At 69.0% G+C, this 11,306-nt stretch carries 9 protein-coding genes, 1 tRNA gene and 1 pseudogene; 4 read left to right on the plus strand and 7 right to left on the minus strand.

The window, feature by feature from the left end; all coding sequences use genetic code 11:
* Positions 1 to 544 precede the first annotated feature (544 nt).
* The 3 genes from OP79_RS46990 to OP79_RS47000 form a co-directional block, all read right to left on the minus strand.
* A complete protein-coding gene (locus tag OP79_RS46990; protein ID WP_033329354.1) occupies positions 545 to 1,462 on the minus strand; it encodes an alpha/beta hydrolase in 918 nt (305 codons plus the stop codon).
* A 62-nt stretch (positions 1,463 to 1,524) separates the two neighbouring features.
* Positions 1,525 to 2,586: an alkene reductase gene (locus OP79_RS46995; RefSeq protein ID WP_033329355.1), complete on the minus strand. Its 1,062-nt coding sequence runs from the start codon at positions 2,584 to 2,586 to the stop codon at positions 1,525 to 1,527.
* A 330-nt stretch (positions 2,587 to 2,916) separates the two neighbouring features.
* Positions 2,917 to 3,708 carry an SDR family NAD(P)-dependent oxidoreductase gene (locus OP79_RS47000; protein WP_033329356.1) on the minus strand — a complete coding sequence of 264 codons (792 nt, stop codon included), beginning with the start codon at positions 3,706 to 3,708 and terminating at the stop codon, positions 2,917 to 2,919.
* 390 nt (positions 3,709 to 4,098) lie between these two features.
* Between OP79_RS47000 and OP79_RS47005 the strand changes: the two genes are divergently transcribed.
* On the plus strand, positions 4,099 to 4,677 hold the full coding sequence (locus OP79_RS47005; protein ID WP_033329357.1) for a TetR/AcrR family transcriptional regulator: 579 nt from the start codon (positions 4,099 to 4,101) through the stop codon (positions 4,675 to 4,677).
* A 215-nt stretch (positions 4,678 to 4,892) separates the two neighbouring features.
* Here OP79_RS47005 and OP79_RS47010 read toward each other — a convergent pair whose 3' ends face one another.
* On the minus strand, positions 4,893 to 5,402 hold the full coding sequence (locus tag OP79_RS47010; protein ID WP_051745779.1) for a winged helix-turn-helix transcriptional regulator: 510 nt from the start codon (positions 5,400 to 5,402) through the stop codon (positions 4,893 to 4,895).
* Between the two features lie 160 nt (positions 5,403 to 5,562).
* On the opposite strand from OP79_RS47010, the gene OP79_RS47015 reads away from it, so the two are divergent.
* Positions 5,563 to 6,576: an NADP-dependent oxidoreductase gene (locus tag OP79_RS47015; RefSeq protein ID WP_033329358.1), complete on the plus strand. Its 1,014-nt coding sequence runs from the start codon at positions 5,563 to 5,565 to the stop codon at positions 6,574 to 6,576.
* Between the two features lie 252 nt (positions 6,577 to 6,828).
* Here the strand turns inward: OP79_RS47015 and OP79_RS47020 are convergent, their stop codons facing one another.
* The gene (locus OP79_RS47020; RefSeq protein ID WP_033329359.1) at positions 6,829 to 7,839 is read right to left on the minus strand and encodes an enoyl-CoA hydratase/isomerase family protein; all 1,011 of its coding nucleotides are present in this window, start codon (positions 7,837 to 7,839) and stop codon (positions 6,829 to 6,831) included.
* A 67-nt stretch (positions 7,840 to 7,906) separates the two neighbouring features.
* Positions 7,907 to 8,062, minus strand: a complete 156-nt coding sequence (locus OP79_RS55775; RefSeq protein ID WP_157857518.1) for a hypothetical protein — start codon at positions 8,060 to 8,062, stop codon at positions 7,907 to 7,909.
* A 366-nt stretch (positions 8,063 to 8,428) separates the two neighbouring features.
* On the opposite strand from OP79_RS55775, the gene OP79_RS47025 reads away from it, so the two are divergent.
* Positions 8,429 to 10,318 carry a propionyl-CoA synthetase gene (locus tag OP79_RS47025; protein ID WP_033329360.1) on the plus strand — a complete coding sequence of 630 codons (1,890 nt, stop codon included), beginning with the start codon at positions 8,429 to 8,431 and terminating at the stop codon, positions 10,316 to 10,318.
* A 290-nt stretch (positions 10,319 to 10,608) separates the two neighbouring features.
* Positions 10,609 to 10,681 (plus strand) — tRNA-Arg (locus OP79_RS47030).
* A gap of 90 nt (positions 10,682 to 10,771) precedes the next feature.
* Here OP79_RS47030 and OP79_RS53275 read toward each other — a convergent pair.
* A pseudogene (locus OP79_RS53275) lies at positions 10,772 to 11,057 on the minus strand (tyrosine-type recombinase/integrase); the annotation flags it as partial.
* Between the last annotated feature and the right edge of the window lie 249 nt (positions 11,058 to 11,306).

An 11,306-nucleotide genomic window follows, 5' to 3' on the forward strand; every position in this document is an offset into this window, starting at 1 on the left:
GTGCTCCACGGAACACTCCACCCTCACCCCCCGTGACGTCACCGCCCGGCTGGGAACAGGCGCCCGCCTCAGGTCCTGAAGGTCGTGAGCCATCGGCCTCGCGGTCGCGGGCCAGACGGCGGTGAGACATCAGCTGAGTGCCGTATGCTCCGCCGCCGTTGCCCCTCAGTCGACGGGGATGTTCGCCTGCTGGACTGCGAGCTTGGCGCCGGCCGTCCGCAGCGCTGAAGGGCGGAGCGTCGGGTGGGTACGTCCCCGACGGCTGCGGCGACGTCGCTGTCGTGTCGACCAGATGCGACGGATCTTCGGCCCGGACGGCGACCCGAGAGTCGGCGAGCTTGTTCGCGCGCGGCGGTGCGCGCGTAGCTGAAGCCGCCGTTGTGGTCGGCCGTCCCGACCCTCGCCTGCCGGACCGGGACGAGATCGCGGGCGTCGCGGACCTGCGTGCCACCGCAGGCCATGTCGGCGTCCGTCCACCGTCCCGATCCGACAGGCGCGCGGATCTTGCGACTGCCGCGCCTGAACTTCCCCGGGGTCGCTCAGGTCAGATCTTCGTCTTCTCCCGGACCCACGCGCCGATCTGTGCGATGGCGGCGTCGACCTCCGGAACCCGGCAGGCTCCGTAGACGTACGAGTGCTGGCCTCCGGGGACCACGACGGTCGCCGTGTCGATTCCGGCGTCCTTGACGCGGGCGGCGAACTCCTCGTCCTCGCCGGCCAGGACCTCGTACGTTCCCCAGGAGACGAGGGTCGGGGGCAGACCGCTCAGGTCCGCCCGGTTCAGATTGATCCGGGTGTCCGTGAACTCGATGCCCGTGCCGCCGATCCAGGCCTCCCGGAAGAACCCCAGCAGATCCTTGCTGAGGATCTTGTCCGTCTCGGCGTTGGTCGCCATGGTCTCGTTGGCGATCTCGAGGTCGCACCAGGGGGAGATCGACACGATGGCGCCGGGCAGCGGCTGCTTCTTGTCGCGGAGGCGAAGCGCCAGGGCGACGGCGATGAACCCGCCGATCGAGTGGCCGATCGTGATGATGTTTCCCGGCTCATACCCTTCGGACAGCAGCCAGCTGAAGGCCGCCTCCGCGTCGTCCACCTGAGCCGGGTACTTGTGTTCCGGTGCCCGCCGGAAGTCCAGGACCAGTACGGGGGCCCCTGCGGCCTTGGCGATATGGCCGGCGAGCTTTCGGTCGACGAATGCCGACGACAGTACGGAGCCCCCGGCGTGACCGTGCAGGAGGACGTAGTCGGTGTTGGCGTCGACGGGTTCGCACCAGATTCCCAGAACGCCACCCGCGTCCACCTCCCGGTAGGTGACGCCTTCCGGCTCCCGGGCCTTGAGATGGACGCCCTCCGACACGATGCGCATCGCATCCAGCTCGGACTCGGGAACCGCCAGTCCGGCCATGAAGTCCGCGAACTCGATCGCTTCCGGGCTCAGTTCAACAGCAGCGTGATCAGACACGTGGCACCTCCATGGGGCCATTGGGCATACCGGCCCGCCAGGACCGGTATGGCCAGGGTTCGTCAGGCGGTGAGGGTGGGGTAGTCGGTGTAGCCGGCCTCGCCGCCGCCGTAGAAGGTGGCGGGGTCGGGGGTGTTCAGCGGTGCGCCGGTGCGTACGCGCTCGACGAGATCGGGGTTGGCGAGTGCCATCACGCCGACGGTGACGATGTCGGCCAGGCCGTCTTCGATGTCCTTGGCGCGGGTGGCGATGTCGGTGCCGGCCCGGTTGAGAACCAAGGTGTTCGGCCACAGCTTGCGGAGGGTGTGCAGGAGTTCGTCGTCGCCGCCGTGGCCGATGTGCAGGTAGGCGAGGTCGAGCGGGGCGAGGGCGCGTACGAGTGCCGGGTGCAGCTCGTGGGTGTCGCTCTCCGCGATGTCGTTGAACGGGTTGCCGGGAGAGATCCGGAAGCCGGTGCGGCCGGCGCCGATCTCGTCCGCTACCGCGGTGGCGACCTCCACCGCGAAGCGGATGCGGTTGTCGATGGAGCCGCCGTACTGGTCGGTGCGCTGGTTGGTGTTGTCGGACAGGAACTGGTGCACCAGGTAGCCGTTGGCGCCGTGGATCTCCACGCCGTCGGCGCCTGCCGCGACGGCGGCCGCCGCGGCGCGCCGGAAGTCCTCGACCGTCGCGGCGACCTCCTCGGTGGACAGTTCGCGCGGTACCGGCATCTCCTGAGGGCCGGACGGGGTGAACATGGTGCCCGCCGGCCGGACCGGGGAGGGGGCGACCGGCTGCCGGTGGTGGGGGGTGTTGTCGGGGTGGGACATCCGTCCGACATGCATGAGCTGGATGACGATGCGTCCGTCGACGCCGTGCACGGCGTCGGTGACCTTGCGCCAGCCGGCGATGTGCTCCTCGGAGTAGATGCCGGGGGTGAGCAGGTAGCCCTGGCCGTCGGCGTTGGGCTGGGTGCCCTCGGTGATGATGAGGGCGTGCGAGGCGCGCTGGGCGTAGTACTCGGCGTTCAGCTCGGTGGGTATGCCTTCCGGGGTGGACCGGTCCCGCGTCATGGGGGCCATTGCAAGCCGGTGCGGCAGGGAGATCTCCCCGGCGACGATCGGGTTCCACAGGGCGTTCAACATGGATGTTTCCTCAGATAAAGGGTGAGAGAGCTGCGGGGTGGCGGGCTGCCTGCCCCGCTGGTAGCGCGTAGGCGGTGACCGGCCGGGATGGGCCCGGTGGCCTTCCACCGTGGAAGGCAGGCTGCGTGGAGGGGCGGTCGACGGTGCGGACGGGCTTGCAGCCGCGCACATGACCGCCGCCGATGCAGGCGGTGCCGGGCCCCGGCTGTTTGTACAGGGAGGACGCCGAGTGCGTCGGTCTTCCCCCGCGCCGGAGGACGCATCGGTCGTGTGCAGCAGCGGTCGTGCCGTTGTCACAAAGGGACTCCGGCACCGGAGTGGGAGCGGCTGTCAGCCGCGGTAGCGAGCGGCCGGAACCCGCTGCGACAGGTTCGGGACGAGCGTCTGACGAGCCTTCTCGAACGACTCCCAGTCACTGATCTGGGGCAGTGACGGGATGGTGACGGGCTCCCCGGCGTCGAGGCCGGCGAGCGCCGCGTCGACGGCGTCGTCCGCGCTCATGATCCATTCGTCGGGGAACGCCGCGAGGTCGAGGCCGGAGCCGTCCCAGAACTCCGTGCGGACGGCGCCCGGCAGTACGGCCTGCACCGTTACGGGGCTCTCGGCGAGTTCCTGCTGCAGGGCCTGGGTGAACGTCAGCACGTAGCTCTTGGTGCCGCTGTAGACGGCGCTGACGGGCAGGATGTTGAGAGCCAGGGCGGAGGAGACGTTCACCACGGTGCCGTGCCCGCGGGCCGTCAGGCCCGGCAGAACCGCGGTGGTCAGCCTGGTCAGCGAGGTCACATTGAGGTTGATCAGTGCCTCGGAGGCCGCGGCGTCGGAGGTCGTCAGCGGGGTGAACAGCGACCCGCCGGCGTTGTTGATCAATACCGCGATGCTCTCGTCGGTCCGTAGACGCTCCTCGACCACGGAGATCTGCGCCGCATCGGTGAGGTCGGCGGTGACGACGTCCACTGCGCGGCCCGTGCGGTTGCGGATGTCCGACGCCAGTGTTTCCAGCCGCGCGGTGTTGCGGGCCACCAGGATCAGGTCGTAGCCCCGGTCGGCAAGGCGCTGCGCGTAGGCGGCACCCAGGCCGGCGGACGCACCGGTGACGACGGCGGTCTTGTTCTGCGTGGTCATGGGGTGGATCTCGTTTCTGGTCCGGCGGATGAGCAGGGGGCCGAAGCGTCGGCCTCGATTTAGATTACGATAGCTATCTAAAGCGATCCGGTCAACGACCCCCGACGCCGTCAGTCACTGCCCGCGGCCGGAGACTGCTCGACGTGCACGCGGGGCCACAGGGCCGGCGGCCGGTCAGGTTCGGACTCGCAACCGCACCCTGGAACGGATGCATCGCACGCCCGGAAGCCCCTTCCGGTTCGAATGCGGGGCCACGAGCTCCTCACCTTGCGACAGCGGGAAGGGGTCGCATGGAAAGAGTGCGCGTACGGAAAGAGGGCGCTGCGGTTGGCCGCCCGGCACTTCGCATACGATAGATGTGATGCACTATCTAACATGGGCAGGTGACTGATGAGTCGCGTTTCGCAAGCACAAGCGCTCGAGAACCGCAGGCGGGCGGTCGCCGCGGCCTCCCAGCTCTTCCGGGAGCGCGGCGTGAACGGCATCAGCGTCGCCGATCTGATGAAGTCCATCGGGCTGACGACGGGCGGCTTCTACAAGCAGTTCCCCTCCAAGGAGGCCCTGATCGCCGAGGCGGCTCAAGCCGCTTTCGGGGACCTCGACCTGCTCCTGGCGTCGTTCGATACGGCCCACGGCGATCACGACACCGCACGCGGCGCCCTCGTCGACTTCTACCTGTCGGCCGAACACCGTGACCAGCCCGGCACCGGTTGTCCCACCGCGGGATTCGCAGGGGACATGGCTCGCGAGTCCACAGCCGGGGAGGTGCGCGAAACGTACGCAGCCGGGGTCGAGGAATTCGCCGCATGGATGTCCACCGACGCCGAAGACGGCCTTCCCATGGTGGCCACTCTGGTCGGCGCGATCCTGCTCGCCCGGGCCACGGCGGGCACAGAACTGTCGGAGAAGATCCTGGAGTCGACCCACAAAGCCCTGACTGCACCGCACCGGCCTGACCCGGAATCCTGAACACGGGCTATGCGACTGTGGCCCAACACCACGTAGTCAAGCGGTTGTTGGGCCCGTCAGGGGGTCGGTTTCCAGGCGTCGGCAAGGACCTACTTCCCGTAACCGATCTTGCGGAGCAGTCCGTCGGCACCCATTGACCCACCTGTCGAAGCTGTGAGCGTTGCGGCCGTGCAGGACGCCTGCGACCTCTCGACCTGACGCAACCCGCGCTCAGCTCACTCGGCAGACCTCATCCGAAATGCAGGGCCGGGGACACTCTCGATGTCTTCCGCCCGCACGGCGTGGCCCCGTTCGCAGCGGATCCGGGCGTCGACGTGCGCGCCGCATCCGCGGTGTCGCGCCAGTACCGCCGGGCCCTCCGGGTCGGCGCGGTAACGGTCACCCCACTGCAGGAGCCCCATCACGGCCGGGACCAGGTCCATGCCCTTGGGCGTGATCACGCACTTCGGCCGGCTCCGTGAGCCCGGTTCCTTGTAGGCCTCGGCGGCCAGAACCCCTTCCTCCACGAGCGTCCGGAACCGCGCCGCGAGGAGGTCGCGAGGACAGCCGAGGACGCGTTCGAAGTCGCCGAACCGGGACGAGCCGTACCAGACCTCGCGCAGGATCAGGATCGTCCACTTCTCACCCACGACCTCAAGGGTCCGGGCGATCGAGCAGTTCGACATGTCCCGGCCGAGTCGGGGGTCCGTGCCGGCGCCCTGAAGAGCTTCGGTCCTCGCATCCATGGGGGCGACCCCGACCTCACCTGAGTTTACTTTTCTATACTCAGCCGGTAGCGTCATGACCAGCACATCAACCCGGCCGCACGCGAGAAACGGGCGCACAGGGGACCTGCGCGAAGAATCACATCGACCACCCGAACACCCACGCAGAAAGGCGGCCGGCATGAAGGCATTCGTCGTCGAGAAGTACGGCAAGGACGGCGTGCGCGCCGCGGAGGTACCCGAGCCCACCGTCGGAGACCGCGACGTCCTGGTCAGAGTGAGCGCCGCGAGTATCAACCCGCTGGACAAGTTGGTCCGCAACGGGGAGTTCAAGCAGGTCCTGAAGTACAAGCTTCCGTTCGTGCTCGGCCACGACGTGGCCGGCGTCGTGACGCGGGTCGGCTCCGCCGTACACGGCCTCAACGTCGGCGACGAGGTCTACGCTCGTCCGCGCGACCTGCGGATCGGAGGCTTCGCGGAGTTCATCGCGATCGACATGGACGACGTCGCGCCCAAGCCGGCCTCACTCACCCTCCAAGAGGCAGCCGCGGTGCCGCTGGTGGCCCTGGCCGCCTGGCAGGTTCTCGTCGACCGTGCCCGCGTGAAGCCTGGTCAGAAGGTGCTCATCCACGCCGGTGCCGGTGGCCTCGGCTCGACGGTCATCCAGCTCGCCAAGCACCTCGGCGCCACGGTGGCGACGACCACGGACACCGACACCGAGAAGTTGGTCAGGAGCCTCGGCGCCGACGTCGTCGTCGACTACACCAAGGAAGACTTCTCGAAGGTGCTGTCCGGCTACGACCTGGTGCTGGACTCCCTGGGCGGAGCGAACCTCGAGAAGTCGCTGACCGTGCTGAAGCCCGGCGGCCTGGCCATCAGTGTCGTCGGCCCGCCGGACGCCGGCTTCGCCAAGCAGCTCGGCGCCCCCTCCTTCCTGGGCCTGGTCATGAACGTGCTCAGCCGCAAGGTCCGTAAGCAGGCCAAGGCGCTGGGCGTGCGCTACCAGTTCCTCTTCATGCAGGCCAACGGCTCCCAGCTGCGCAAACTCGGCGCCCTCTACGACAGCGGGAAGCTCCACCCGGTCATCGACAGCACCTTCCCGTTCGACCAGACGCTCGATGCGATGGCGCACGTCGAGCAGGGCCGCACCAAGGCCGGCAAGGTCGTGGTCTCGATGGTGCCCGACAACGGCTGAGACCGTGCCGGCCACGGACCCTCCGTCCGGCACGGTCACACGGTCACCGGAGGGGCGACGACGCCGTCGGCGATCCAACGGCGACTGGCGACTACGTTCGCGGAGAGCCGCCGCTGCAGGCATCTCGGTGCCATTCCGCACGCCATACGGCTCGCGACACAGCGCGCCACACGGCTCTACGCCGACCGACCCGAGCCGTGGTCAAGCCCCCGCACCCGCTGCGTGTCGGGAGTGCGATCACGGCGGACATGCTCAGGACGGCAGCGTCCGTCCGCCGAGCGACGCACGTTGCCAGTTGGGAGTGCGGTCCTTGTCGACCAGGGCCGCGCGCACGCCCTCCAGGAAGTCCGGCGTGCGGATGGTCGTGCGCGTGAGGGCGAGTTCGGCGCCGAGGCACTCGCGCAACGTACGCTGCCTGCCCCGGGCCAGCAGGGCGTGAGTGATCTCCAGGCTCTGCGGCGAGGCGGACTCCAAGGTGGCCAGCGCGGTTGCCGCCCAGGCGGTGTCGAGGTGCCGCAGGCGTTTCTCGATCTCGCCGAGACTCGGCGCGCCGAACGCCCAGTCCACGTCCCCGCGTACCTCCGCCAGCCCGCTGCCCGCCACCGGGGAACGGCCGGCGAGGCGGTTCAGGACCACATCCACCGGGTCGCCGGGGTTGTCGGCCAGGGCGTCCCCGACCCCCTCGAGCCCGTCCCTGGGAACGAAGTGCGTGGCCAGCCCCGTATACAGGGCGTCGGCCGCGTCGAGCCGGTGCCCGGTCAGTCCCAGGTACATGCCGATCGCGCCGGGCAGCCTCGGCAGAAAGTAGCTGGCCCCGACGTCCGGGAAGAACCCGATCCCGGTCTCGGGCATCGCCAGCACCGCGCCCTCGGTGACGACGCGGAAGCTGCCGTGGACGGACAGCCCGAGACCGCCGCCCATGCACAGGCCGTCGATGAGCGACACGACCGGGACGGGATATTCGGCGATCCGGGCGTTGAGCCGGTACTCGGAGGCGAAGAACCGCTCACTGGCCTCGGCATCCCCGGCGAGGCTGTGCTCGCGGATCGTACGGATGTCTCCGCCCGCGCAGAACGCCTTCGTACTGGTGCTGGCGAGCACCACAGCGGACAGCGGTGTGTCCTCCCACCCGGCGAGCACGCGGTCGATGGCGGCGACCATGTCTGTCGTCAGGGCGTTGAGCGCCTTGGGCCGGTTCAAGAGGATGCGGCCGACGCCCCGGTGGACGTCGGCGAGAATCTCGACGGCGGCGGTATCAGTCATCGGTCGTCATCTCGTCTCCGCGCGGACCTGGCTGTCGTGGCCATCAGGGTTCCTCACTCGCCGGGTGTCAGGCGTAGATCTGCGCGTAGAGATCCTGGATCTCGTCCACGGTGGGTACGACGGGGTTGTTGGCCGGGGATCCGGACGCGAGCGCCTGCTCGGCCATGAGGGGCAACAGGCGGAACCACTCGTCCTTGTCGATGCCGTGGGCTTGGGGGGGCACCTCAAGATCCTGTCACAGGGCTCGGTCGCCGCCTCGCGGACCTCAAGGTCACCTCCAAGGTTCACCCGATGCCCGAGGGCCGGCACTCCTTCGTCCTGGGCGCCGGGCGCGTACCCGAGGTGGACCAGGCGATCCAGCAAATGGGCCAGTGGCTCCGTAAGCACCTCGGCGCGTGAGCAGCAGCTGCACCTGACGGCGGGGCGGGGTCTGCCGGTCAGGCCGCCCCACCACCTCGATGCCGGTGATCGGTCGGCCGGTCTCCGGCATCCTGCTCGACCACGCCGGGTCGGCATACGGTACTTGTGTCCGACACGGTTCCGCACGCCGCAACATGCCCGCCCCTCGATGCCACAAAAGGAGTGCGCGATGGGAACGTACGAGGATGTCTTCCGCGCCAGTACCGAGGACCCGGAGAGCTTCTGGCTGAAGGCGGCCGAGGGCATCGACTGGGATGTCACTCCGCAACGCGCCCTGGACTCCTCGGGCGCACCGTTCTACCGCTGGTTTCCCGACGGACGGCTCAACGTCTGCTTCAACGCGCTCGACCGGCACGTCGAAGCCGGCCGCGGCGAACAGCCCGCGCTCATCTACGACTCCCCCGTAACCGGCGCCCAACACACCTACAGCTACGCGCAGTTGAGGGACGAGGTGGCAGCTTTCGCCGGAGCACTCGTACAGCTCGGCGTGGGGCACGGCGACCGTGTGGTCATCTACATGCCGATGGTCCCCGAGGCGGCCATCGCGATGCTGGCCTGCGCACGGATCGGCGCGGTCCACTCGGTCGTCTTCGGCGGGTTCGCCCCGCACGAGCTCGCCCTCCGCATCGACGACGCGGCCCCCAAGGTGGTCGTCTCCGCCTCCTGCGGCATCGAGGGCAAGCGTGTCATCGCGTACAAGCCCCTGCTCGACCGGGCCGTCGAACTCGCGGTCCACAAGCCGGAGAAGAGCGTGATCCTGCAGCGCCCGCAGGAGCCGGCCGCGCTGGGGCCCGACGATCTCGACTGGGCCGACCTGGTCGCCGCCGCACCGCCGGCCGACTGCGTCCCCGTCGCCGCCACCGATCCCCTCTACATCCTCTACACGTCCGGAACGACCGGAAAACCCAAGGGAGTCGTACGTGACTGCGGCGGCTACGCGGTCGCCCTGCGCTGGTCGATGGGCGCCGTGTACGACGTGGGCCCGGGCGAGACGATGTTCACCGGCTCCGACGTCGGCTGGGTCGTCGGGCACTCGTACATCGTCTACGCACCTCTGCTGGCCGGCGCGGCGACGGTCCTGTACGAGGGCAAGCCGGTCGGCACCCCGGACGCGGGCCAGTTCTGGCGGGTTGCCGCCGAGTACCGGGCCAAGACCATGTTCACGGCGCCCACCGCCTTCCGGGCCATCCGCAAGGAGGACCCGAAGGGAGCACTCACCGCCGGCTACGACCTCTCCCACCTGCGCTACCTCTTCCTCGCCGGCGAGCGCCTCGACCCCGAGACGTACCACTGGGCGAGCGCCCTGCTGGGCGTCCCTGTGATCGACCACTGGTGGCAGACCGAGACCGGCTGGCCCATCGTCGCCAACCCGGTCGGCATCGAGGCCGCTCCCCTCAAGCCCGGCTCCCCCACCCGCCCGCTGCCGGGCTGGGACGTCCGCGTCCTCGACCCCTCGGGCGAGCCGGCGCCCGCGGGCGTCGACGGTGCGATCGTCGTGAGGCTCCCCCTGCCACCCGGCGCACTCCCCACCCTCTGGAACGACGACGACCGCTACGTCGCCTCCTACCTCTCCGCCTACGCCGGCTACTACCTCACCGGCGACAGCGGCCACATCGACGACGACGGCTACGTCTTCGTCATGGGCCGCACCGACGACGTCATCAACGTTGCCGGTCACCGGCTCTCCACCGGCAGCATGGAAGAGGCCCTGGCCGCCCATCCCGACGTCGCCGAATGCGCCGTCATCGGCGTCGCCGACGAACTCAAGGGACAGATCCCCCGCGGCTTCGTCGTCCTCAAGGCCGGCGTCAACCGCGAACCGAGCGAGGTCGAGGCCGAACTCGTCCGGCTCGTACGCGAACGCATCGGCGCCGTCGCCTCCCTCAAGGACGTCACGGTCGTCGCCGCCCTGCCCAAGACCCGCTCGGGCAAGATCCTGCGCAAGACCATGCGCGGCATCGCCGACGGCCACGACGAACCCATCCCGTCCACGGTGGACGACCCCGGCGTCATCGAGGTCCTGCGCCCGGTCCTCCGCCGCCGCACCGACACCCCGTGAACGTGACCGCCCCCGGTCCCCGCGCCCTCAACGTCCACCAATCATTCGCTGCAAGCCACAGAAACGCCAGGTCAGAGCCACTCCAGCTCGCCGTGCCGCTCTCCTGCCCCTATACAGAGGACCCTCGTCGGCGCGCATCCGCTACGCTGTCCCTGGTCGGTCGTTGGTGCGTCGCCTTGTCCGCTCAAGCAGTACTGCGGAGGACGTCGCACCATGTCTGACCAGCAGGCTTGTGCTCCTCGTCGAAGATCCGCAGGCTGGATTTTCAACAAGGTTTTCCACAAGCCCCCGCCTTCGTAGCTCAGGGGATAGAGCACCGCTCTCCTAAAGCGGGTGTCGCAGGTTCGAATCCTGCCGGGGGCACACGACTAAGGGCCAGTTCAGAGGCTTGATCCTCTCGAACTGGCCCTTTCGCATGATCACGGCCGTGCCACACACGTGCCACAAGGTCCGCTAGGTGTCTGCCTCTCCCCGCGTCTTGCGGATCATCGAACCAAGCCGATCAGCGATCTCACGGTCACGGCCGCTGACCACGTGCTGATAGATCAACGCCGCGCGGCGTGCTGTGGCCCATCCTGGTCATCAGCTCACGCAGGCTCGCACCGGACGCGGCCAGGGTGTTCCCCGTGTGCCGAAGATCATGGAAGTGCACGTCTGCGGTGACGCCCGCCTTGGTCCGCGCATTGATCCAGTCGTCCCGGAAGTTGCTCCGTCGGAGCCGCCCACCCTGGGGACCAAGACCCCCGCGCACGGCGCGGGGGCGCGCCGCCTTTGCGGCGCGGCCTGCCTCCTGTCTCCGCCCCGGCTGGCCGCGCCCGTCGGCGCGCTACGTGCTGCGGGCGGACGGGGGAAAGCCCGCTTGGGCTGGGGCGGTCGGCTCCGCGACTTTAGACACCTCACGATGCCAACGCGTCAAGCTGCGGCGGCGAGTTCGGTGGGGAACGCGGTGTGTTCGTCGAACAACTTGCGGTGCTGTAGGCAGTGGTAG

The organism is Streptomyces yerevanensis, from assembly GCF_000716805.1.
In the GTDB taxonomy this organism is placed as follows: domain Bacteria; phylum Actinomycetota; class Actinomycetes; order Streptomycetales; family Streptomycetaceae; genus Streptomyces; species Streptomyces flaveus.

Coding starts and splice junctions, on each gene's coding strand:
- OP79_RS46995 (WP_033329355.1), bottom strand. CDS start 2,586: ATGTTGAACGCCCTGTGGAACCCGATCGTCGCCGGGGAGATCTCCCTG.
- OP79_RS47000 (WP_033329356.1), bottom strand. CDS start 3,708: ATGACCACGCAGAACAAGACCGCCGTCGTCACCGGTGCGTCCGCCGGC.
- OP79_RS47005 (WP_033329357.1), top strand. CDS start 4,099: ATGAGTCGCGTTTCGCAAGCACAAGCGCTCGAGAACCGCAGGCGGGCG.
- OP79_RS47010 (WP_051745779.1), bottom strand. CDS start 5,402: ATGGATGCGAGGACCGAAGCTCTTCAGGGCGCCGGCACGGACCCCCGA.
- OP79_RS47015 (WP_033329358.1), top strand. CDS start 5,563: ATGAAGGCATTCGTCGTCGAGAAGTACGGCAAGGACGGCGTGCGCGCC.
- OP79_RS47020 (WP_033329359.1), bottom strand. CDS start 7,839: ATGACTGATACCGCCGCCGTCGAGATTCTCGCCGACGTCCACCGGGGC.
- OP79_RS47025 (WP_033329360.1), top strand. CDS start 8,429: ATGGGAACGTACGAGGATGTCTTCCGCGCCAGTACCGAGGACCCGGAG.